22 protein-coding genes are annotated in these 23,105 nt (G+C 66.8%); 6 read left to right on the plus strand and 16 right to left on the minus strand.

The window, feature by feature from the left end:
- Positions 1-16: 16 nt before the first annotated feature.
- Positions 17-847 carry a glycosyltransferase gene (locus C7401_RS16975; RefSeq protein WP_112172561.1) on the minus strand — a complete coding sequence of 277 codons (831 nt, stop codon included), beginning with the start codon at positions 845-847 and terminating at the stop codon, positions 17-19.
- Positions 847-2,109 carry an oligosaccharide flippase family protein gene (locus C7401_RS16980; protein WP_112172562.1) on the minus strand — a complete coding sequence of 421 codons (1,263 nt, stop codon included), beginning with the start codon at positions 2,107-2,109 and terminating at the stop codon, positions 847-849. The genes C7401_RS16975 and C7401_RS16980 overlap by 1 nt, the downstream gene beginning before the upstream one ends.
- Positions 2,110-2,390: 281 nt before the next feature.
- Between C7401_RS16980 and C7401_RS16985 the strand changes: the two genes are divergently transcribed.
- From C7401_RS16985 to C7401_RS17010, 6 genes are all read left to right on the plus strand, one after another.
- Complete coding sequence (locus C7401_RS16985; RefSeq protein WP_112172563.1) at positions 2,391-3,785, plus strand: phosphomannomutase/phosphoglucomutase; 1,395 nt, start codon at positions 2,391-2,393, stop codon at positions 3,783-3,785.
- 189 nt (positions 3,786-3,974) lie between these two features.
- The gene (gene waaC, locus C7401_RS16990) at positions 3,975-4,976 is read left to right on the plus strand and encodes a lipopolysaccharide heptosyltransferase I (protein ID WP_181565598.1); all 1,002 of its coding nucleotides are present in this window, start codon (positions 3,975-3,977) and stop codon (positions 4,974-4,976) included.
- 264 nt (positions 4,977-5,240) lie between these two features.
- On the plus strand, positions 5,241-6,125 hold the full coding sequence (kdoO, locus tag C7401_RS16995; RefSeq protein WP_112172564.1) for a Kdo hydroxylase KdoO: 885 nt from the start codon (positions 5,241-5,243) through the stop codon (positions 6,123-6,125).
- Positions 6,126-6,213: 88 nt separating this feature from the next.
- Complete coding sequence (waaA, locus tag C7401_RS17000; protein ID WP_112172565.1) at positions 6,214-7,560, plus strand: lipid IV(A) 3-deoxy-D-manno-octulosonic acid transferase; 1,347 nt, start codon at positions 6,214-6,216, stop codon at positions 7,558-7,560.
- Positions 7,561-7,860: 300 nt separating this feature from the next.
- On the plus strand, positions 7,861-8,223 hold the full coding sequence (locus tag C7401_RS17005; RefSeq protein ID WP_112172566.1) for a DMT family transporter: 363 nt from the start codon (positions 7,861-7,863) through the stop codon (positions 8,221-8,223).
- A 50-nt stretch (positions 8,224-8,273) separates the two neighbouring features.
- Positions 8,274-9,854 carry a hypothetical protein gene (locus C7401_RS17010; protein ID WP_112172567.1) on the plus strand — a complete coding sequence of 527 codons (1,581 nt, stop codon included), beginning with the start codon at positions 8,274-8,276 and terminating at the stop codon, positions 9,852-9,854.
- 12 nt (positions 9,855-9,866) lie between these two features.
- Here C7401_RS17010 and ureG read toward each other — a convergent pair whose 3' ends face one another.
- The 14 genes from ureG to C7401_RS17080 form a co-directional block, all read right to left on the minus strand.
- The gene (ureG, locus tag C7401_RS17015; RefSeq protein WP_112172568.1) at positions 9,867-10,511 is read right to left on the minus strand and encodes an urease accessory protein UreG; all 645 of its coding nucleotides are present in this window, start codon (positions 10,509-10,511) and stop codon (positions 9,867-9,869) included.
- A 22-nt stretch (positions 10,512-10,533) separates the two neighbouring features.
- Complete coding sequence (locus C7401_RS17020) at positions 10,534-11,214, minus strand: urease accessory protein UreF (protein ID WP_112172569.1); 681 nt, start codon at positions 11,212-11,214, stop codon at positions 10,534-10,536.
- Positions 11,201-11,851 (minus strand): urease accessory protein UreE, encoded by a 651-nt coding sequence (ureE, locus tag C7401_RS17025; RefSeq protein ID WP_112172570.1) that lies wholly within the window; start codon positions 11,849-11,851, stop codon positions 11,201-11,203. Before ureE ends, C7401_RS17020 begins: the two co-directional genes overlap by 14 nt.
- Before the next feature lie 9 nt (positions 11,852-11,860).
- The gene (gene ureC, locus C7401_RS17030; RefSeq protein WP_112172571.1) at positions 11,861-13,567 is read right to left on the minus strand and encodes an urease subunit alpha; all 1,707 of its coding nucleotides are present in this window, start codon (positions 13,565-13,567) and stop codon (positions 11,861-11,863) included.
- Positions 13,568-13,596: 29 nt separating this feature from the next.
- Complete coding sequence (locus tag C7401_RS17035) at positions 13,597-13,902, minus strand: urease subunit beta (protein WP_112172572.1); 306 nt, start codon at positions 13,900-13,902, stop codon at positions 13,597-13,599.
- A 10-nt stretch (positions 13,903-13,912) separates the two neighbouring features.
- On the minus strand, positions 13,913-14,215 hold the full coding sequence (gene ureA, locus C7401_RS17040; protein ID WP_065057295.1) for an urease subunit gamma: 303 nt from the start codon (positions 14,213-14,215) through the stop codon (positions 13,913-13,915).
- 243 nt (positions 14,216-14,458) lie between these two features.
- Positions 14,459-15,361: an urease accessory protein UreD gene (locus C7401_RS17045; RefSeq protein ID WP_112172573.1), complete on the minus strand. Its 903-nt coding sequence runs from the start codon at positions 15,359-15,361 to the stop codon at positions 14,459-14,461.
- Between the two features lie 91 nt (positions 15,362-15,452).
- Entirely contained in the window at positions 15,453-16,148 is a 696-nt protein-coding gene (urtE, locus tag C7401_RS17050; RefSeq protein ID WP_112172574.1) for an urea ABC transporter ATP-binding subunit UrtE, read from the minus strand.
- 34 nt (positions 16,149-16,182) lie between these two features.
- Positions 16,183-16,968, minus strand: coding sequence for an urea ABC transporter ATP-binding protein UrtD (urtD, locus tag C7401_RS17055; protein WP_258397124.1), 786 nt, complete (start codon positions 16,966-16,968; stop codon positions 16,183-16,185).
- A 92-nt stretch (positions 16,969-17,060) separates the two neighbouring features.
- A complete protein-coding gene (gene urtC, locus C7401_RS17060; protein WP_112172576.1) occupies positions 17,061-18,254 on the minus strand; it encodes an urea ABC transporter permease subunit UrtC in 1,194 nt (397 codons plus the stop codon).
- 1 nt (position 18,255) lies between these two features.
- Entirely contained in the window at positions 18,256-19,896 is a 1,641-nt protein-coding gene (gene urtB, locus C7401_RS17065) for an urea ABC transporter permease subunit UrtB (protein WP_112172577.1), read from the minus strand.
- A 134-nt stretch (positions 19,897-20,030) separates the two neighbouring features.
- Positions 20,031-21,335, minus strand: a complete 1,305-nt coding sequence (urtA, locus tag C7401_RS17070; protein ID WP_112172578.1) for an urea ABC transporter substrate-binding protein — start codon at positions 21,333-21,335, stop codon at positions 20,031-20,033.
- A gap of 483 nt (positions 21,336-21,818) precedes the next feature.
- Positions 21,819-22,142 (minus strand): rhodanese-like domain-containing protein, encoded by a 324-nt coding sequence (locus C7401_RS17075; RefSeq protein ID WP_112172579.1) that lies wholly within the window; start codon positions 22,140-22,142, stop codon positions 21,819-21,821.
- Positions 22,143-22,224: 82 nt separating this feature from the next.
- A complete protein-coding gene (locus tag C7401_RS17080; RefSeq protein ID WP_112172580.1) occupies positions 22,225-22,878 on the minus strand; it encodes a protein-L-isoaspartate O-methyltransferase family protein in 654 nt (217 codons plus the stop codon).
- Positions 22,879-23,105: the final 227 nt, after the last annotated feature.

Raw genomic sequence — 23,105 nt, forward strand, 5'->3', positions numbered from 1 at the left:
GCACGGTCCCAGGTGATCAGCGCACGAAGAGCGCGCGCTTCATTTTCTGCAAGGTGCGATAGGGCGTCACGAAGTGCAGCAGGCTCTTCGCCACGCCCGCCCAGTCGCGCCAGTTCAGCACGTTCAGATAACGGAGTTGCAGGCGCAATGTCGAAACGATCTGCCGCCGCCGCTTCGTTGCGCTAATGCCGCCTTCATTCAGTTCGTAGTACAGGCCAAGTTCCGGCAGGTTCGCGCATTCGTAGCGCTCCATCAGTCGCAGGAACAGGTCGAGGTCCTCGGCGGCCGGATACTTCAGACGATAATTGCCCACGGCGAGCACGGCGTCCACGCGCAGCATCACCGAAGGATGCACAAGCGGCGAGCGCAGGAGGCGCGTGCGGCGCAGCGCGCGCGCGTCGGCGCTCGGGCGCAGCATGAAGAGCGGCTCGCCTGCGCGGTTGACCACCTGGGTCCACGTGCCGAGCGCCGCGAGCGCGGGCTCGGCTTCCATGCGCGCGCGCTGTTTGGCGAGCCGCTGCGGCGCGGCGAGGTCGCCCGCGTCGATGCGCGCCGCGTAGCGAAAGCCGCGCGCCGCGAGCGCCTCGACGCCGGCCTGCAACGCGCGCTCGATGCCGCCGTTCGTCGCCATGCGCAACACTTCCACCTGCATGCCGGGCACCTCGGGCACGACGATGGGCGGCGTGCTGCCGTCGTCGACCACGAGCGCATAAATGGTTGCGTTCTCATCGAACGAGGCGAGCGTGCGCTCGACATCGTGCTGGCCGTTGTACGCGGGCATGAGCACGGCAACGTCGGCGAGCGCGCCTTCGCGTGCGTGGCGCGCCGGGAGCGCGGCGGAATTCATCATGAAACGAGCTTGAAGCGAATGTAGTAGAAGTTCACGCAGGCCGCCGCGAGATAACCCGCCGCGAGGCCGCACAGCGCGCCATACGAGCCGAGCCGCCCGATCGCCACGAGATTCACGGCGAACGCCACGGCGAGCGCGAGCAGCCACTTGGCGAGCAGCACGAATTTCGCCTGATATTTGAGCACCACGAGGTTGCCGATGGCTTCGATCCCCGCGGGCACGGAAAGCCACACGGCCCAGCGGAAGATGCCGATCGCGCCTTCATAGTCCGGCCCGAACACGCGGCCGATGATAAAGCCCGCGAGCGCGTCGAGCACCAGCGCGCCGGCCACCATCAGCGCGGCCGTCATCGCGAAGAGGCGCACGAGGTTGCGGCGCAGTTGCGCGGCTTGCTGCACGCGGTAGACGAAGGCGGGTGCGATCGTTTGCGAGAGCATGAGCGCGAGCGTGATCCAGTTCTCGTTGAGCTGCTGCGCGGCCGAGTAGCGGCCGAGATCGGCGAACGAGATCGTGCGTTCCAGCATCAGCCGGTCGAGCTTGAGGAACAGGTACATGCAGATGAGGCCGAGCCAGAACACCGTGCCTGCGCTCGCGAAATGCCGGAACAGCGTGCGGTCCACATGCCAGCCGAGCTTGCCGCCGTGGCGGCGCCGGAAATAGAGCACGAGCGCCGCGCCGATCGCCGCCGATTCGAGCGCCCAGAGCCAGCCGAACGTGGCCGGCGCGAACGCCGCGCGCGCCAGCAGAAAGACGAGCAGCGCCTTGATCACGGCGGTCGTCATGCTCGCGAGCAACTGCGGCTTGCTGTACGTCATGCTTTGCAGCCACGCATTGATGACGCCGACGAACGGCTCGCGAAACAGCATCGTCACCGCGAGTCCGGCGAGCATCGCGCCCACCAACGGATCGGTCGCGCCGAGCGCGATGGCGGCCCAGGTCGCGAGGAGCGCCGCCGCCGACACGCCGATGCGCAGCGCAAACGCGCTGCCGAGCACGGTGCCGAGCTGCGCGGGAGGTTTGTTGACGATCGTCGGCACGAGAATCTCCGCGCCGCACACCCAGGTGATGGGGGAGAGCACGAGCAGCAGCGTGTTGGCGTACTGCCACTTGCCGAACACGTCGGGGCCGAAATAGCGCGCGAGCACGCCGCTGATGGCGATGGCGACGGCGATTTGCGTGAGGCGCTCGAGGCCGAGCCACACGATGTTCGCAAACGCGCGGGCGACATCGGGGTTCGCGAAACGCTTGAGACTCAGCATTGCGCCTCGCCGCTGCGCAAAGGGCTGAAAAAAACGGCAAAAAAATCGCGGGCACGCGTCGTGCTCCTCGCCGTGATTCCGAAAGGCGGCTTTTTTGGCGAATTTTTTGGCGATAGAAGGGGACGGCGAAGCATTAAAATGGGTGCATACCACTGCCGAAAAACGGCAATTATAGTTTGTAACGGATCCCACTTTTCGTAACGGCGAAGGCTTTCAAGTGCCTGTCCGTGTTACGAATAGTCAGAATTCCTCGAATCCCCTTCTGCACGGTGAGCCTCAACATGATTTCGAAATCGATTTTCAAGGCATATGACATTCGCGGCGTGATCGACAAGACGCTCGACGTCGACACCGCGCGCGCCATCGGCCGCGCGTTCGGCAGCGAAGTGCGTGCGCAGGGCGGCGAAGCCGTGGTGATCGCGCGCGACGGCCGGCTCTCGGGTCCCGATCTTTCGCGCGCGCTGGCGGACGGCCTGTGCGAGGCGGGCGTGGACGTGGTCGACGTCGGCATGGTGCCCACGCCCGTGGGCTACTTCGCCGCGAGCGTGCCGCTCAAGCTCGTGGGCGGCGAGCGCAACGTGGACTCGTGCATCGTCGTGACGGGCAGCCACAATCCGCCCGACTACAACGGCTTCAAGATGGTCCTGCGCGGCAAGGCGATCTACGGCGAGCAGATCCTCGGCCTCTACGACCGCATCGTCGCGGGCCGCTTCGACGCGGGCGAGGGCAGCTATACGAAGTACGACATCGTCGACGCCTATGTCGATCGCATCGTGAGCGACGTGAAGCTCGCGCGCCCGATGAAGATCGTGGTCGACACCGGCAACGGCGTGGCGGGCGGCCTCGCGCCGCGCCTCTTCAAGGCGCTCGGCTGCGAGCTGGTCGAACTCTTCACCGAGGTGGACGGCACGTTCCCGAACCACCACCCGGACCCGGCACACCCTGAGAACCTCCAGGACGTGATTCGCGCGCTCAAGGAAACGGATGCCGAAATCGGCTTCGCGTTCGACGGCGACGGCGACCGTCTCGGCGTCGTCACCAAGGACGGCCAGATCATTTACCCCGATCGCCAGCTCATGCTGTTCGCCGAGGAAGTGCTCTCGCGCAATCCGGGCAAGCAGATCATCTATGACGTGAAGTGCACGCGCAATCTCGCGAAATGGGTGAAGGAAAAGGGCGGCGAGCCGCTCATGTGGAAGACGGGCCACTCGCTCGTGAAGGCGAAGCTGCGCGAAACCGGTGCGCCGCTCGCGGGCGAAATGAGCGGCCACGTGTTCTTCAAGGACCGCTGGTACGGCTTCGACGACGGTCTCTACACGGGCGCGCGCCTGCTGGAAATCCTCTCGCGCGCGGCCGATCCGAGCAAGCTGCTCAACGACCTGCCGAACTCGCACGCCACGCCCGAACTGCAACTGAAGCTCGAGGAAGGCGAGAACTTCGAGCTGATCGCCAGGCTGCAAAAGAACGCGAAGTTCACGGGCGCCGACGAGGTCAATACGATCGACGGCCTGCGCGTGGAGTACCCGGACGGCTTTGGCCTTGCGCGTTCGTCGAACACCACGCCCGTGGTCGTGATGCGTTTCGAGGCCGACAATGACGCGGCGCTCTCGCGCATCCAGGCCGACTTCAAGCGCGTGATCCTCGCCGAAAAGCCGGACGCGAAGCTGCCGTTCTAAGCCGGCCAACCGCGTTCGGGGCGGCTCGATGCCCCGGACGCCGCCCCGAACGGCACCCCGGCGGCGCCGCGCAACCCTCCCGCGCGGCGCCGTTTGTATTTTTTTACGCGCTTTTTCCCCGCTTTTCTTCGCATTTGCGTTCGGCGCGCTAAAATTGCGGACCTTTTTCATCTGTCCGGCCAAAGAGCCTTGAGCGTGCAAAAGATCCTCATCGTGCGCGTATCGTCGCTTGGCGACGTCGTCCATAACATGCCGGCCATTGCCGATATCCGCCGGCGCTACCCCGACGCGCAGATCGACTGGCTCGTCGAAGAGAGCTTCCAGTCGCTCGTCGAACTCGTGAGCGGCGTGCGCCGCGCGATTCCGTTTTCGCTGCGCCGCTGGCGCAAGGGCCTTTTGTCGAGCGCCAACTGGCGCGAGATCGGGGCGTTCCGGCGCGCGCTCGCGGCCGAGAAATACGACCTCGTGATCGACTGCCAGGGGCTCATCAAGACCGCCTGGGTCGCGAGCTGGGCGCGCGGCCCGCTCGTGGGCCTCGGCAACCGCACCGACGGCGCGGGCTACGAATGGCCCGTGCGGTTTTTCTATGACCGCTCGATCCGTATCGAGCCGCGCACCCACGTGGTCGAGCGCACGCGGCAACTGGTCGCGGGCGCGCTCGATCTCGCGCCGCCGTCGCCTACCGACGAGATCGATTTCGGCCTCGACACCTATCGCGCCGCGCAGGCGCTGGCGGGCGTCGGGCTGAACCTGCCGGTGCCCTATGTGGTGTTCGTGCACGCCACTTCGCGCGCCGACAAGCAGTGGCCCGACCAGAACTGGATCGAGCTTGGCCAGGCGCTCGTGCGGCGCGGCGCCTCGCTCGTGCTGCCGTGGGGCAGCGAGGCCGAGCGGGCGACGAGCGAGCGCCTCGCGCGCGAGTTCGGCGAGGCGGCGATCGTGCCGCCCAGGCTCTCGCTGCCCGCCGTGGTCGGCCTGATCGACGGCGCGGCGGCCACGGTGGGCGTGGACACCGGCCTCGTGCACATCGCGGCGGCGCTGAAGCGCCCGACCGTCGAGTTGTACAATTTCGCGACTGCGTGGCGTACCGGCGGCTACTGGTCGCCGCACGTCGTCAATCTCGGCACGGCCGGGCAGCCGCCCACGCTCGCCCAGGTGAAGGGCACGCTGGCGGGCTTCGGATTGCTGTAGCGGCTGTCGCGGCGCGGCGCCGCACGAAGGGCGCGGGCGTCCCGCTGGCTGCGGCCGGTCAAGGCGCACCTCGGGGGCTGCGGGTATAAGAGTCGGCGCGCATGAGCACACCCAGGCGCCAGGGCCTGGCCGGCAAGGGCCGTGACGGCGCATCGGCAGCGGCGTGCCAGGGGCACAGCCCACGCCGCGAGCGCACCGCACGCGCACCGTACCCGTACCGTACAAACCGGCAGGCAATCAGATCCATCGCTTCCAGGGGCGACCATGAACGAATCCCAGATCATCGAAATCCAATCCGCCGACTGGCACGGCCAGCAACTCTCGCAGCCGCGCGAGACGCTGCTCGACGCCGTCGAGCAGGGCAAGGTGCTGTACTTTCCGAACCTGGCCTTTGCGATCGAGGGCGGCGAGCGCGCGTTGCTCGACCCCGCCATCGCCGACCCCAAGCGCAAGAACATCAGCCTCGACCCGAACGGCGGCGCGCTGCACGGCGTGCTCGGCGACACCGTCACGCAGTCGGCCGTGCGCGCGCTGATCGCGCGTTACCAGACCTGTGCGCGCACGCTCGTCGACGGCCTCTTTCCCGAGTACATCGGCAAACTGCGCGTGGCGCCCACGAGCCTGCGCCTGCACCAGGTGGAAACGCGCGAGACCTCGTGGCGCAAGGACGATTCGCGCCTGCACGTCGATGCGTTTCCGTCGCGCCCGAACTATGGCGAGCGCATCCTGCGCGTTTTCACCAACGTCAACCCCAACGGCGTGCCGCGCGTGTGGCGCGTGGGCGAGCCGTTCGAGGACATGGCGAAGCGCTTCCTGCCCAACATCAAGCCGCAGTTTCCCGGCTCGGCCTGGTTGCAGAATCTGCTGCACATCACGAAGTCGCCGCGCAGCGAATACGACCATCTGATGCTCAACCTGCACGACGGCATGAAGGCCGACCTCGGCTATCAGAAGTCGAGCCCGCAGGAGACCATCGGCTTTCCGCCGGGCTGCGTGTGGGTGTGCTTCTCCGATCACACGTCCCATGCCGTGATGTCGGGGCAGTTCATGATGGAGCAGACCTTCTTCCTGCCGGTGAAGGACATGGTGCATCCCGAATGGGCGCCGCTCGGCATTCTCGAACGCCTCAAAGGCAAGGAACTGGTTTGACTCCCCACCCGAGCGTGAGCCTGTCCGTGTACGCCCGCCGCCGCGCGGCTGTGGCCTTTCGCGCTGCCTCGGCCGCCGCGGAGGCCCGATGCTAAGAGCGATTTATCGCGCGGCCTGGTGGCTGATCGCACCGCTCGCGGTGCTGCGGCTTTTCATCCGCTCGCGCCGCGAGCGCGGCTATCGCGAGCATATCGGCGAGCGCTTCGGGTATTCGGCGGGGCGATTGCCCGAGGACGACAGCCCGCTCATCTGGGTGCACGCCGTTTCCGTGGGCGAAACGCGCGCGGCGCAGCCGCTCGTGGACGCGCTGCTGGCGGCGCGCCCGGACGCGCGCATCCTGCTCACGCACATGACGCCGGGCGGCCGCGCCGCCGGCGAGCAACTGTTCGGCGATCGTGTGCTGCGCTGCTACGTGCCGTATGACATGCCGCATGCGGTGCGGCGCTTTCTGCGCGCGTGGCGTCCCTCGCTCGGCCTCGTCATGGAGACCGAGGTGTGGCCCACGCTGATCGACGAATGCAAGCGCGCCGACGTGCCGCTCGTGCTCACGAACGCGCGCATGTCGGCGCGCTCGTTCAAGCGCGCGGCGAAGTTTGGCGCGGGCGCGCGCGAGGTGTTCGGCGGCTTCACGCGCGTGCTCGCGCAGAGCCCCGCCGACGCCGAACGCCTCAGCACGCTCGGCGCGCGCAACGTGGCCGTGCTCGGCAATCTCAAGTTCGACATGGCGAGCCCGCCCGCGCTGATCGCGCGCGGCCGCGACTGGCGCCGCGCGATCGGCACGCGGCCCGTATGGGTCGCGGCGAGCACGCGCGAGGGCGAGGAGGAACTGGTCCTGCAAGCCTTCGCCGCGCTCGTCGAGTCCAATTCGGCAACCGGCGCGGCACCCGGCGCGGCACCCGGCGCGGCACCCGGCGCGCTGCTGATCCTCGTGCCGCGCCACCCGCAGCGCTTTGACGAAGTGGCCGCGCTCGTCGAACGCAAGCAATTCAAGCTCGAACGGCGCTCGCGCTGGGCGCCGGCCGCCGCCGCGGCGGCTTCGGCGCACGAGGGCATCCGGGCGCTGCCGCAGGACGTGAGCGTGCTGCTCGGCGATTCGATGGGCGAGATGGGCGCGTATTACGCGGCCGCCGATCTCGCGTTCATTGGCGGCAGCCTGTTGCCGCTTGGCGGCCAGAACCTGATCGAAGCGTGCGCCGTGGGCGTGCCGGTGCTGATCGGGCCGCACGTATTCAACTTTACGCAAGCCACCGCCGACGCCACGGCGGCCGGCGCGGCGCTTCAGGTGCAAGACCCCGCCGACCTCGCCCGCGCCCTGCGCGAGCTCTTCAACGACAAGTCGCGCCGCGTGGCCATGGGCGCGGCGGCGGCGGCCTTCGCCTCGCGCCACCGGGGCGCGACCGCGCGCACGGTCGACGTGCTCACCACGCTGCTTTAAGCCGCGCCCGGCCGCTCCGGCGGCATCCAGCCAGTCCCACCATTTCCGCCGCGCGAACCCTCGTTCGCGCGGCTATTTCTCTTGTCGTCTCTTTGCCAGATCGTCTCGCCTGCAAGCGATCCGGTCGGTTGCGCGCATGCCAAACGTTTGCGAGCGGCCGCTTTCATTACCGCGTATTACGCCGCGCGTGGCCGTCTGTCGTAACGTGGTCCGTCGAACATACTTCCATTTCCATGCGTTTTAGCTTTCATGAGGCGTAACGATGTCTATCAAAAATTACGTTCCTCACGACGAGCCAACATGTACATCATTTTTGTCCTGCTAAGTGGTACGTTCAGCGCGGTCGCCAGCATCCTGCTGCGCATCGCCGCGCGCTCGCCAGAGAACTTCAGCCGCCTCACCGTTGCCTTGCTCGATCGTCCGATGCAGTTGCGCCTTGGCGCGATCTGCGCCTATGGCTTCGGTTTCGTCTGCTATGCCATATCGCTCAAGAAGATCGAACTCAGCATCGCCTACCCGTTGATGGTCGGCATCACGATTCTCGAAATCTTCGTGTACGGCCTTCTGAACAATGAAGTCGCTACTGCCCGCTCGATGACGGGCGCGGCTTTCCTGATCGTCGCCATGTTCCTGCTGTACTCACGCGACATGACCCGTGGCTGAGCTACACGTTCGCTCGACATGAACCGCCGCACCGGAGGCTGATTCCACCGATGAATACCATTCTCAATCCGACATTTCGCGCGAGCCGTGCGGCCAGCACAGCCGCACGCGCGAGGCTGATTCTTCTGGTCGTGACGACGCTCTTTGGCGGCGTGTTGTTCTGGATCGCTCCGCGTCCGCCGATGGGCGATATCGCGCAGCACGTGGCGCAGATCGCGCTGCTGCACGACCTCGTGACGGGCACCTCGCCCTGGTCCGATATCGTGTGGATCAACTGGTTCACGCCCTATCTGCTGCCCTATGCGCTGGCGCTGGCGTTGTCGTTCCTGATGCCGGTGGCGGTGGCGATCAAGCTCGTCATGACGCTTGCCTACTTCGGTTTCGTGGCGGCGGGGGTGGCGCTACGCAAGACCTTTGAAGCGGACGAGCGACTCGACTGGCTGCTCATGCCCGGCTTTTTCGGCTTTGCCTGGCAATACGGCTTCTACACGTATATCGTCGCCGTGCCGCTGGGCTTGCTGTTCTTGATCGTCGCGCGCCGCTTTGCCGCTGCGCCCTCGGTGGCGGGCGCATTCGGCATATTCGCCGCCGGCGTCGGGGTGTTCTTCGCACACGGGCTCGTGTTCCTGTTCGCATGCGCAGTGGGCGCTTCGTTCATTCCGTGCTTCACGCGCCGGGCCGGCGCGATAGCGAAATCTCTCGTGCCATACGTGCTGCTCGGCTTGCTGATCGTCGGCTACCTGTGGTTCGTCAAGCGCAATGCGCTCGTGATTCCGAACGATCCGGGCGGCGCGCAGGCAGCGGTGCTCTGGGACTGGACGGGGCCTTACGGATGGCATCGCGTGTATAACTTCGTGCTCTACACGCTCGCCACCGAGATGCGCGACTGGTATTTCCTGCTCGGCGCGGTGTTCTTGCTGGCCGCACCGATGCTCATGGGGGCGAAGCTGAACCTTCACGACCGCAGCGCGTGGGTGCCCGCGCTGGCGATTCTCGTCGTCTGGTTCCTCGCGCCGACCGCCGCGCTCGGCATCGACCTGCTCTACCAGCGCTTCGCGATTTTCCTGCTGCCGGTGTACGTGCTGCTGTTCCGCTCTCCCAACGCAGGCGAGCGCCGATCCATGCGGGCGGCGCGCATCGGCGTGATCGAAGTGCTGCTCGTGCTGTTCTGCTGGGGCTACTTCGGCACGATCGCCGTGCGCGAGCATCGGTTCGCCGCCGAGAACGAGCCCTTCGAGACGCTGCTCGCGGCAGCGCAGCCGGGTCAGCGTGCGCTCGGTCTCATCTATTCGCCGCAGAGCGAGATCATCCACAATCCGTGGACGTATCACACCTATGCGCTGTGGTATCAGGCGGAAAACCAGGGCTTCGTCGATTTCAACTTCGCGTTTTTCCTGCCGGACGTCGTGCGCTTCAAGCCAGACCAGATTCCGCCGCTGCGGCCCGGTCCCTTGAATTCCGATCCCGGTGCGTTCGACTGGCACAAGGTGAACGGACGCCTCTATCGCTACTTCTTCGTGCGCCACACGCAGCCGTTGCCCGCGCATCTGTTCGACAACGACGAGTGCGACGTGGTGCTCGTAAAGGCGGTGCAGGACTGGTCGCTGTACGAGCGCCGCGCCTGCCGGTAGGCGCCCGGCGCGTTACGCGCTCGTCAGCAATCCTTGCTTTTCGATGAAGGCGATCACCTGGTCGAGCCCGTCGAGCGCCTTCAGATTGCACATCACGAAGGGCCGCTCGCCGCGCATCTTCTTCGCGTCGCTCGCCATCACGTCGAGGTTCGCCCCCACGAGCGGCGCGAGGTCGGTCTTGTTGATGACGAGCAGGTCCGACTTCGTGATGCCGGGGCCGCCCTTGCGCGGGATCTTCTCGCCGCCCGCCACGTCGATCACGTAAATGGTCAGGTCCGACAGCTCGGGGCTGAAGGTGGCGGCGAGATTGTCGCCGCCCGATTCGATGAAGACGATATCGGCATCGGGAAAGCGCGTGAGCATCTGGTCGACGGCTTCGAGATTGATCGAGGCGTCTTCGCGGATCGCGGTGTGCGGGCAGCCGCCCGTTTCCACGCCCATGATGCGTTCGGCGGGCAGGGCGCCCGCGACGGTCAGGAGGCGCTGGTCTTCCTTCGTATAGATGTCGTTGGTGATGGCGACGAGGTCGTAGCGCTCGCGCATGGCCTTGCAGAGCATTTCGAGCAGGGTGGTCTTGCCGGAGCCGACCGGGCCGCCCACGCCGACGCGCAGCGGCGGCAGTTTCTTCGTACGTTTGCTGGATGCGAGCGAATTCATGGTTGTTCGATGACGTGCGGGTTCAGGAGCGGAAAAGCCGCGAGTATTGCGATTCGTGCCGCCCGGAGAGAATGCCGAGTTGCGGCGCGAAGGTGTTGAGCGATTCGGGCGGGGTGGCGAGCGCGCGCGCCACGGCTTTTTCGATTTCGGGCCGCAGCGCGACGATGATGCGCTGCCCCGCGAGCTGGCCGAGCGGCACCGCCTTGAGGGCGGCGGCCGTCTGGTTTTCGATCCAGCTGAACGCGTAGGCCGCGAGCGTGGCGTCGGGCGCGGCTGCGTGCGCCCAGGCGGCGAACGCGAAGGCCGTGGGCTGCGCTACCGGCGTCATGCGTTCCAGGGTCGCGCGCCGCCCGGCGTCGCCCCATTCGAGCTGCGCGCAAAGCTGGCGCAAGGACCAGCCCATTTGCGCGGTCTCGCGGCGCAGTTCGGCCGACTCGCGGCTCGCGACGAATTGCGCGTTGGCCTCGATCAGCGCGTGGGCGTCATGCGTGCGCCAGCGTTCGAGTTGATGCGCGACGAACGGGAGTTCGCCGGTCGCGAGCACGCTGGAGAGACCGCCCGCGATCCAGCGCGTGGCGTCGTCGGCATTCGTGACGAGCTGGACGTCGATCGCCGCTTCGAGCCCTTGCGAGTAGCTGAACGCGCCAATGGGCAGAGCCGGCGAGGCGAGATGCAGCAGTGCGGTGAGCTCAGCGATGTTCATGGCTGTGGTCGTGCGCGTGGCCGTCGCAATGACCGTGGTCGTGCCCGCAATCGTGGCCGTGCACGTGATCTTCGCCGTGGGCGTGATCGTGCGAATGCGCATGCCCGTGGTGGTCCTCGTACACGCGTTGCGCGAGTGCATAGTCCTCGGCGAAGGTCTCGTCGTGGCCGTGTCGATGGCCGCCGCCTTGACCACCGCCTTGACCGCTGTACGCGCCCGCTTCGGGCTGGAACGGCAACTGCGCGCGCTCGACCTGGGCGCCCAGGCGCGTGAGCATGTCTTCGAGCACGGGGTCCGCTTCGAGCTTGAGTTCGTCGGCGCCCACTTCCACCGGCGTGTGCCGGTTGCCGAGGTGATACGCGGCGCGCGTGAGCGTGAGGCGATCGGGGGCGCGCACGCGCAGCACGCTTTCGGCCGCCGCGATCACGCGCACGAGGCCGCCGTCGTCGGCCACGAGCATGTCGCCGTCGCGCAGCACTGTGCCGCGCGGCAGCACCACGCCCACTTCCTCGCCCGTGTCGAGCGTGGCCGCGAAGCGGCTCTTGCAGCGCGCATCGTATGGGAGCGTGAGCGTGGGCGCGCGTTGCATGAGCACCGGCGCGAGCTTCGCGTTGAGTCGTTTGTCGATCGTGCGCATGTCAAAACTTTAGAACAGAAAGTAACGCTGTGCCATTGGCAGCACCGTGGCCGGCTCGCAGGTGAGAAGCTGACCGTCGGCGACGACCTGGTAGGTCTCGGGATCGACGCTGATCGACGGCTGCCAGGCGTTATGAATCATGTCGCGCTTCGTCACGCTGCGGCAGTTGCGCACCGCGACCACGCGTTTTTGCAGGCCGTAGCGCTCGGGTATGCGCTTGTCGAGCGAGAGCTGCGAAACGAAGGTGAGCGAGGTTTGCGCGAGCGCGCGCCCGCGCGTCGCGAACATCTCCCGGTAGTGCACGGGCTGCGGCGTGGGGATCGAGGCGTTCGGGTCGCCCATCTGCGCGAGCGCGATCATGCCGCCCTTGAGAATGAGCGAAGGCTTGATGCCGAAGAACGCCGGCTCCCAGAACACGAGGTCGGCCCACTTGCCCGGCTCGAGCGAGCCCACCTCGTGCGCGATGCCGTGCGTGAGCGCGGGATTGATCGTGTACTTCGCCACATAGCGCTTCACACGGAAGTTGTCGTTGCGCGCATTGTCCTCGGCCAGCGCGCCGCGCTGCACCTTCATCTTGTGCGCGGTCTGCCACGTGCGGATGATGACTTCGCCCACGCGGCCCATTGCCTGGGAATCCGAAGAAAGCATCGACAGCGCGCCGAGATCGTGAAGGATGTCCTCGGCGGCGATGGTCTCGCGGCGAATGCGCGACTCGGCGAACGCGATGTCCTCGGCAATCGACGGATCGAGGTGATGGCACACCATCAGCATGTCGAGGTGCTCGTCGAGCGTGTTGATCGTGTATGGGCGCGTGGGGTTGGTCGAGGAGGGCAGCACGTTCGCTTCGCCGCACACCTTGATGATGTCGGGCGCGTGGCCGCCGCCCGCGCCTTCGGTGTGGTACGTGTGGATCGTGCGGCCCTTGAACGCGTTGACCGTCGCTTCCACGAAGCCCGATTCGTTGAGCGTGTCGGTGTGGATGGCGACCTGCGTATCCGTTGCGTCCGCAACGGTGAGGCAGTTGTCGATGGCCGCGGGCGTGGAGCCCCAGTCCTCGTGCAGCTTGAGGCCGATGGCGCCGGCGGCGATCTGCTCTTCGGCGGGCTTGGGCAGGCTCACATTGCCCTTGCCGAGAAAGCCGAGGTTGATCGGCCAGCCGTCGGCCGCTTGCAACATGCGCTCCATATGCCACGGCCCCGGCGTGCAGGTGGTGGCGTTGGTGCCCGTGGCCGGGCCGGTGCCGCCGCCAAGCATCGTCGTCACGCCTGAGGCGAGCGCCTCGTCGATCTGCTGCGGGCTGATGAAGTGGATGTGCGTGTCGATGCCGCCCGCCGTGACGATCTGGCCTTCGCCCGCGATCACTTCGGTCGAGGCGCCGATGGGTATCGTCACGCCCGGCTGCACGTCGGGGTTGCCCGCCTTGCCGATGCGCCAGACACGGCCGTCCTTGATGCCGATGTCGGCCTTCACGATGCCCCAGTGATCGACGATCACCGCGTTCGTGACGACGGTGTCCGCGACTTCGGCGTGCAGGCGCTGCGACTGGCCCATGCCGTCGCGTATCACCTTGCCGCCGCCGAACTTCACTTCGTCGCCGTAGACGGTGTAGTCGCGCTCGACTTCGATGATGAGTTCGGTGTCGGCGAGGCGCACGCGGTCGCCGGTCGTGGGGCCGAACATCTCCGCATAGGCGCGGCGGCCGATCTTCAATGTCATATCGGATTCCTGATGAATGCGGGGCGCGCTCAGAGCGGGCCCATCACCTTGCCGTTGAAGCCATACACGGCGCGCTCGCCCGCGAGCGCCACGAGCTCGACGGTGCGCTCCTGGCCTGGCTCGAAGCGCACGGCGGTGCCCGCCGCGATGTTCAGGCGAAAGCCGCGCGCGGCCTCGCGCTCGAACGAGAGCGCCTCGTTGACTTCGTAGAAGTGGAAATGCGAGCCGATCTGCACGGGGCGGTCACCCGTGTTGGAGACCGTCACGGTGACGGTTTCGCGGCCTGCGTTGAGCTCGATCTCGCCGTCGTCGATCAACATCTCGCCTGGGATCATGAGCGCGCCTTCACGGAATCGGATGGTGGACGGTGACGAGCTTGGTGCCGTCGGGGAAGGTGGCTTCGACCTGGATGTCGGGAATCATCTCGGGCACGCCGTCCATCACGTCGTCGCGCGTGAGCAGCGTGGTGCCGTAGTGCATGACCTCGGCAACGGTCTTGCCGTCGCGGGCCGCTTCCATCAGCGCGGCGCTGATGAAGGCGACCGCCTCCGGGTAGTTGAGCTTGAGGCCGCGCGCGCGGCGCCTTTCGGCGAGCAGCGCGGCGGTGAAGATCAGGAGCTTGTCTTTCTCGCGTGGCGTGAGCTTCATCGTTCTGGGTCGGTTGGGGCAAGTCTGCCGGCCCAGCTTACGGGAACCAGGTTACGCGCAGCTTGCGGCGTCGCGCGCGGAGCGCGCGCATCGGTGCAAGCTCACAGCAAGGTGTGTGCCAGTGATGGGGACAGCGTGAATGCACCATTCATGGCGTATCCGCGCACCGAATTGAGGTGCGCGCGTCGCGACATCGTGCATGGGTGAGCGGGGTAGCACCTTTGTGGTGCGTATGAGACGCGCTCAGGTCGTCCACAGGCGCAGCGGCGTGGCCTTCACGCCATGCACGAACGGACGCAGCGACGTCCAGCATTGCGCGAGCGTGTTCTGTAGCGGTTCCATCGAACGCGCGACCACACGCACGAGCATGACGCCGGGCGCGACACAGCTCACGCCCGAGCGCATTGCGTCGTCGAAGGGCAGGGTGGCGGCGAGGTCCTGCGCCAGCGCGTCGGTGCAGGCGGGGCTGATCGCCCACAGCACGCCGAACGCCGGGTAGCCCGCGAGCCCTTGCGGTGCGTCGCGCAGCGGGTCGGCGGCGTCGATGAGCGCGCGTTCGAACCAGAGCAGTTCTTCTTCGCCGTTATCCGCCGAGGCGCGCGCCACGCGCGTGAGCGCGCGCAGCATGCCCGCCGACCAGCGCTCGCCCGCGGCTTGGCGGCCCAGTTGCGTGGTGTCCCAGCCGATGGCGGTCGCGCCCGCGTCGAGCGTGAGCGAGAAGTCGAGCTCCGCGTGCGCGTGGTCGAACACGAGGTTGTTCTGCGGCAGCCAGTCGAGCTTCGCGCCCGCGCCCACGCGCACCTTGATGCGCTGGCGCGCCACGCGCCCGTTGGACTTGTACCACTTGGTCGCGCCCGGCGTGGTGAGCACGGCGTGCGCGCCGTCGCCCACGTTCACGTCGATGTCGAGCCGGTCGCCGCCCGCGATGCCGGCGGGCGGATGCACGATCACCGCGTGACAGATCGCGTCGCCTTCGGGGTAGAGCGGCCGTTGCACGCGCAACGGCCCGCTGTGCAGCCGGTGCGTGAGCGCCGTGCGTTCCTGCTGGCGCGCGAAGCCGAGTTCGAGCTTCGCGGCCCATTCCTGATGCGCGGTGCTGCGTAGCGTGGTGTTGGCGAGTGCGGCGTGATCGACGTGGAGCGACATGCGGGGCGACGGGGAGGAAGCGGGGGATGGCGTGGAGGATAGCACGCCCGGTCTGTGCTCAAACCGCGCACAATCCGCGCACGATCCGCGCTCAAACCGCGATCAACTCCCGCACGCCGTCCGCATCCATGCTCGCGCCCGCGCCGCCCGCCACGATCTCGCCGCGGCTCATCACCCAGTAGCGGTCGGCAATGGCCTTGGCGAAGTCGTAATACTGTTCGACGAGCAGCACCGTCATCTGCATCTCTTCCACGAGCCGGCGCAGCGTGCGGCCAATGTCCTGGATGATCGAAGGCTGAATGCCTTCGGTGGGCTCGTCGAGTATCAGCAAGCGGGGATCGCTCATGAGCGCGCGGCCAATGGCGAGCTGCTGTTGCTGGCCGCCCGAGAGGTCGCCGCCGCGCCGCGTCTTCATCTCCTTGAGCACGGGAAAGAGCTCGTAGATATGCGCGGGCACGCCGGAGGGCATGCGCTTCTTGCTCGCCGCGCCCACCAGCAGGTTCTCTTCCACGCTCAGGCGCGGAAAGATGTCGCGCCCTTGCGGCACATAAGCGAGACCGTGCGCCACGCGCGCGTGGGTCGGCAGCTTCGTGAGCGGCTCGCCGCGCCAGGCGATCGAGCCGTTCTTCGTCGCCACGACGCCCATGAGGCAGCGCAGCAGGGTTGTCTTGCCCACGCCGTTGCGGCCGAGCAGCACGGTCAGTTCGCCCTCGGGCACCGTCATCGAGACGTTGCGCAGGATGTGGCTGCCGCCGTAGTACTGGTTCAGCGATTCGATGGTTAGCATGGCTGATGTCGTGCCAAAGTCATTCGGGGGAGGCCTAGCGGCCCAGATACGATTCGATCACCGCTTCGTCGCGCTTCACGTCGTCGAGCGTGCCGTGCGCGAGCACGCTGCCCTCGGCCATCACCGTCACGCGGCCGGTTTCGCCCGCGAGCGCCGCGACAAACTCCATGTCGTGCTCCACCACCATCATCGAGCAACTGCCGCGCAAGCGGTTGAGCAGCGTGGCGAGTTCCATCGTCTCGTCGTCGGTCATGCCCGCGGCGGGTTCGTCGAGCAGCAGCAGTTGCGGCTTCTGCATGAGCAGCATGCCGATTTCGAGGCGCTGTTTCTGGCCGTGCGACAGCTCGCCGGCGAGGCGCCGCGCGTCGCTCTCCAGCCGGATCACTTCGAGCGTTTCCTCGATCTTCGCCTGCGCGTCGCGATCGAGGCGCGCGCGCAGCGTCGCGAACCAGCCCTTGTCGGCTTTCATCGCAAGTTCGAGGTTCTCCCACACGGGGTGTTGCTCGAACACGGTGGGCTTCTGGAACTTGCGGCCGATGCCCACGCGCGCGATCGCCGGTTCGTTCATGCGCGTGAGATCGAGCGTCTGGCCGAGGAACACCTTGCCCGAGTCGGTCGCGGTCTTGCCCGTGATGACGTCCATCATCGTGGTCTTGCCCGCGCCGTTCGGGCCGATCACGCAGCGCAACTCGCCCGCGTCGATGGTGAGCGAGAGCTTGTTGAGCGCGCGAAAGCCGTCGAAGCTCACGGTCACGTCTTCCAGATAGAGGATCGTGCCGTGCGAGGTGTCGATCGTGCCGGGCTCGACCACATGTCCCATGTCGGCGACACCGGAGAGCGCGAGTTCGTCGCCCTTGAGCGCTTCGTCGAAGGGGTTGGGGTTGAGCGGGTCGTTGAGCACGCTGAGTCCGATCATGGGCGCTGGCTCCGTACGGTGAGGCGATGCTTCAGGAGGTCGATGAGACCCATGATGCCGTTGGGCAAAAGGAGCGGCACCAGCACGAACATGAGGCCAAGGAAGAACAGCCAGTATTCGGCGAAATGGGCGGTGAAGAAACTCTTCGCGCCGTTCACGGCGAACGCGCCGATGATCGGGCCGATGAGCGTGCCGCGGCCGCCCACGGCCACCCAGATCGCCATTTCGATCGAGTTGCCCGGCGACATCTCGCTCGGGTTGATGATGCCGACCTGCGGCACGTAGAGCGCGCCCGCAATGCCGCACAGCACGGCCGAGAGGGTCCACACGAACAGCTTGTAGCCAAGCGGGCTGTAGCCGAGGAACATGAGGCGCGTTTCGCCGTCGCGCACGGCGGTCACGACGCGGCCGAGCTTCGAGGTGACGATGGCGCGCGCGGCGAGGAACGCGAGCACGAGCACGGCGAACGTGAGCAGGAACAGCACGGTGCGCGTGCCCGGATGCGTGATCGGCATGCCCGCGATGCGCTTGAAGTCCGTGAAGCCGTTGTTGCCGCCGAAGCCGGTTTCGTTGCGATAGAAGAGCAGCATCGCCGCGAACGTCATGGCCTGGGTGATGATGGAGAGGTACACGCCCTTCACGCGCGAGCGGAACGTGAAGAAGCCGAACACCCACGCAACCACGGCGGGCGCCAGCACGACGAGCAGGAGCGCGAACCAGAGGTGCTCGGTGCCTTGCCAGTACCACGGCAGCGCATGCCAGTCGAGAAACACCATGAAGTCGGGCAGGTCGCTGCCGTACTTGCCGTCGTGGCCGATCTCGCGCATGAGGTACATGCCGATGGCGTAGCCGCCGAGCGCGAAGAAGAGGCCGTGGCCGAGGCTCAGGATGCCGCAGTAGCCCCACACGAGATCGAGCGCGAGCGCGGCGATGGCGTAGCACATGAGCTTGCCTCCGAGCGTCATCGCATAGGCGGAAAGATGCATCGCGCTCGTCTGCGGCAGCACCAGCGCGCACAGCGGCACGCCCACGCCGATCGTGAGAATGAGCGCGATGAGGGCGAGCCACGCGCGCGGCGTGAGCAGGGCGGGGCGCGCGGGCAGCCCGAGGGCGAACGTCTCGGCGCCGTCGCCGGACGCGTGCGGTGCGCCCAGCGTGGGGGGCGTGGAAGTCGAAGTGACGCTTGTCATGTCATGCCTCCGCGCTGCGGCCCTTGAGGGCGAAGAGGCCCTGCGGACGCTTCTGGATGAAGAGCACGATCAGCACGAGCACGGCGATCTTCGCGAGCACCGCGCCCCAGAACGGCTCGATGGCCTTGGAAACGAGCCCGAGGCCGAAGCCGCCGATCACGGTGCCCGCGATTTGCCCGACGCCGCCCAGCACCACGGCCATGAACGAGTCGATGATGTAGCTCTGGCCCAGGTCGGGGCCGACGTTGCCGATCTGCGAGAGCGCGCAGCCGCCGAGTCCCGCCACGCCCGCGCCGAACGCGAAGGCCCAGGCATCCACGCGCGCGGTGCGCACGCCCACGCACGCGGCCATGCGGCGGTTCTGCGTGACCGCGCGCACGAAGAGGCCAAGACGCGTTTTTGTGAGCACGGTCCACGCGATGCCCACTACGATCAGCGAGAACGCGAGGATCGCGAGGCGGTTGTACGGCAGGATCAGGTTCTGCATGACCGTGACGCCGCCGCTCATCCACGAGGGGTTTTCGACCTGCACGTTCTGCGCGCCGAAGATCATGCGCGTGGCCTGAATGAGGATGAGGCTGATGCCGAACGTGGTGAGCAGCGTCTCCAGCGGGCGGCCGTAGAGATGGCGGATCACGAGCCGTTCGATCACGGCGCCCACCAGCGCGGCGGTGACGAACGACGCGGGAATCGCGAAGAGGGGATACCAGTCGAACGCACCGGGCGCGTAGCGCTGCACGAGCGATTGCACCACATAGGTTGCGTACGCACCGATCATGAGGAATTCGCCGTGCGCCATGTTGATCACGCCGATCAGGCCATACGTGATGGCGAGGCCGAGCGCCGCGAGCAGCAGCACGCTGCCGAGCGAGAGGCCCGCGAACAGCGTGCCCGCGATCTCGCTGCGGCGCTGGATCGAGTCGAGCGCGGCGATGCCCTGTTGTGCGACGGCGCGCACGTCGGCGTCGGGCTCGCTCCATGCGCCGCTCGCGTTCTTTGCCACGAGCGGGCGCAGCAGTTCGTACATGTCGAGGTCGTGGCGCGCGGCGACGAGCTTCGCCGCTTCGAGGCGCGTCGCGGCGTCCGGATCGTGCAGCGCGGTCATGGCCCAGAGCGTGTCGAGGCGGCGCTTGAGCGCGGCGTCGGTTTCCTTCGCGCGCGCGGCGTCGATCATCGGCTTCATCGACGGGTCGGGGTTCTTCAGCAATGCGGCGATGGCGGCGCGGCGTGTCTCCAGGTCGGGCGAGGCGAGTTGCAGGCCCGACACGGCGCCCGCCACTTTCGAGCGCAACAGATTGTTCAGCGTGATGGGCTGCGCACTCGCTGCGACGTTCGCGGCGACGGGCTTGCCCGTTGCGGCGTCGCGCGCGTTGTCGCCGTCCTGAACGAGCACCTGGCCCGAATCGGTCGCGGTGACGGTGTCGTCGGCGAGCGCCTTGAGCAGCGCGAGCGAGGCGGCGTCGTGTGTCGCGATGAGCTTGTCGACGGCCGCGGATTTCGCGTCGAAGTCGTCGCCGGCGAGCGGCGTGACATCGGCGTTATCGAGCGCGTGGGCGGTCGTGGTGAGCGCCGCGAACAGCGCCGCGGCGCCGAGCGCCCGGCGCAGGCCCGCGCGGGCGTACCTCGTGAGTGAGAGAGCCATGATGATGTTCTTTTTAATGCGGGCCGCCGCGCGGCGCGATCACGCTTCGCGGCGCGCGGGCGGCCCGTGAGCCGGTCACGCGCGCAACACGCGTGGCGGGCGGAAGGCGTGCAGCACGCCTGTGACGGGCAACATCAGGCGACGCGCGAGCGGCGCAGGAAGGCGGGCAGCGTGCTTTGCGTGACCACGTCCGGCTTGCCTTCGTTGCCGGCAATGAACGGGCTCCACGGTTGCGCGCGGATTGCCGTCTTCGTCTTCCACACCACGTTGAACTGACCGTCGCCGCGAATCTCGCCGATCATCACCGGCTTGTGCAGGTGGTGATTGCCGTCCATCGTGAGCGTGAAGCCCGACGGCGCCGCCACGGTCTGCCCGATCATGGCGGTGCGCACCTTGTCGACGTCGGTGCTCTTCGCTTTTTCCACGGCCTGCTTCCACATATGGATGCCGACGAAGGTCGCTTCCATCGGGTCATTGGTCACGCGCCTGGCACCACCGGGCAGGTTGTTCGCCTTCACCCACGCTTCGAACTGGTCCTTGAACTTTGTGTTGTTCGGGCCTTTCACCGACATGAAGTAGTTCCACGCGGCGAGGTGCCCCACGAGCGGCTTCGTGTCGATGCCGCGCAGTTCTTCCTCGCCCACGGAGAACGCGACCACGGGCACGTCGGTGGCCTTGATGCCCTGGTTGCCGAGTTCCTTGTAGAACGGCACGTTCGAGTCGCCGTTGATGGTCGAGACGACCGTGGTCTTGCCGCCTTGCGAAAACGTCTTGATGTTCGCGACGATGGTCTGATAGTCGCTATGACCGAACGGCGTGTAGACCTCCTGAATATCGCTGTCCTTCACGCCCTTGGAGTGCAGGAAGGCGCGCAGGATCTTGTTGGTCGTGCGCGGGTACACATAGTCGGTGCCGAGCAGGAAGAAGCGCTTGGCGCCCCCGCCTTCGGCGCCCATCAGGTATTCCACGGCCGGAATGGCCTGCTGGTTGGGCGCGGCGCCCGTATAGAACACGTTGCGCGACATCTCTTCCCCTTCGTACTGCACGGGGTAGTAGAGCAGGCCGTTGAGTTCCTCGAACACGGGCAGCACCGACTTGCGCGACACCGAGGTCCAGCAGCCGAATACGCAGGCCACCTTGTCCTGGGTGAGAAGCTGGCGGGCCTTTTCGGCGAACAGCGGCCAGTTCGAGGCCGGGTCGACCACCACGGGCTGGATCTGCCGGCCCATCACGCCGCCGTTCTTGTTGATGTCGGCGATCGTCATCAACGCGGTGTCTTTCAGCGAGGTCTCCGAAATCGCCATCGTGCCCGAGAGCGAGTGCAGGATGCCGACCTTGATCGGGCCGGTGCCGGTGTCCGCATGCGCGAACGGTACGCGTCCCGCAACCGCGAGTGCGCCCGACATCGTCCCGAGTTTCAACAGACTGCGACGTTTCATTTATTTGCCCCTTGTCGATGAAATAGGTCGTGGGCCGTGGCGCGTGGTCGTTTGTCGTCTTGCGCGCCGCCCGGTGTGTGTGTGGCCAGTCTTGCCCGTACCCTTCTGCAAACGTTGTGCCAGCGCGAGGGGAAAGTGCGAGGCTTGCCCCACAAGGGGTGCGCCGATGCGGGGCGCATGCGTGCGCGCACGGCAAGCGGGCGATTGTGGTGCAGCGAGATGCATGTTCGGGCGCGCTGCATCGTCTCAGTGCGCGCATGCATGATGCGAAGCGGCCGGTGCGGCGGCGCACGCTGCATCGTTGTGCATGCACGGTGCGCGCGTCAGGCGGGGCGAAGCGGAGTGGAGTGACGTGAAGCGACGTGAAGCGAAAAGAAGACGCGCTTGAAAAGCGCCGGCCTCAAAACGACAAAGGGCGTGGCCGAAGCCACGCCCTTTCAATCTGTCTCGCCAGTGCAGGCACTGGCGCTCAAGCGAGGAGGCTCAGTACGTCGGCACCTTGGGGTCGACCTGACGCGACCACGCGTCGATGCCGCCTTGCAGGTTGAACACCTTCGTGTAGCCGCGCGACTCCAGGAACATCGCCACCTGGGCGCTGCGCGCGCCGTGGTGGCAAATGCAGACGATCTGCGCTTCGTCGTCGAGTTCCTCGCTGCGCGCGGGGATCTCGCGCATCGGGATCGACAGGCTGCCGGCGATCTTCGCCGTTTCGATTTCCCAGGGCTCGCGCACGTCGAGCAGCACAGGGGTGGCGCGCGAGGTGTCGGCGAGCCATTCGGCAAGAGCGGGGGCGGTCAGATTCTGCATGGAACACTCGATCAGGTAAAAGGCCGGGCCGCCGCGAAAGGCGCCCGGCAATGCAACGGATGCAACAGTGAGCCGGCGCGCGTCAGAACTTGAAGCGCGGCGGGTGCACGGCGTTTTGCAGCGGTTCGACGTAGGTTTCGAACACGCCGGCGATGCGGTACTGCTTCTCGTCGATGCGCGTGATGATCTGCGCTTCCATGACGGGCGCTGAGCCCACGAATGCGGCGAGGCGGCCGCCCACCTTGAGCTGCTCAAGCAGTTCCTGCGGCACGACCGGCAGGCCGCCCGAGACGCAGATCACGTCGTAGGGCGCGTTGGCGGCCCAGCCGCGCGCGCCGTCGCCGAGCGCGACTTCGGCGTTCAGCACGCCGTTCTTGACGAAGTTCGCGCGGGCGAACTCGGCGAGCTCCGTGTCGATCTCCACGGTCAGCACCTTCTGCGCGCGGTGCGCGAGCAGCGCCGCCATGTAGCCGGAGCCCGCGCCGATTTCCAGCACGCTTTCGTGCTTCTTCACCGCGAGTTCCTGGAGCACGCGCGCCTCGACGCGCGGCGCCAGCATGTGCTGCCCGTTCGGCAGCGGCAGTTCGAGGTCGGCAAACGCGATGTCGACATAGGCCGCGGGGACGAAATGCTCACGCTTGACGATCGAGAGCAGGTTCAGCACGTCCTGGTCGAGCACTTCCCAGGGGCGAATCTGCTGTTCGATCATGTTGAAACGCGCTTGTTCGATGTTCATGGTGACTCGGCGTTGTGGTCGGGATCAGTTCGGGACCGCTTTCGGATTCTGCTTCGCTCCGGACGGCGGTTCCGGGGTCATGGGGCTGGCCCGCGCGCTGGAAGCCTTCCCCGTTGCTCGCGACACCCCACCAGGCCCGGCAAAAAAGGCGTCGGGCAACCGCAGAATTGTAGCAAACCGGCTTCTGGCTTTGCCTCGCCGTCGGCAGCCGGGGCGCATCCGGGCGC

This window comes from Paraburkholderia unamae (genome assembly GCF_003268775.1).
Classification (GTDB): domain Bacteria; phylum Pseudomonadota; class Gammaproteobacteria; order Burkholderiales; family Burkholderiaceae; genus Paraburkholderia; species Paraburkholderia unamae.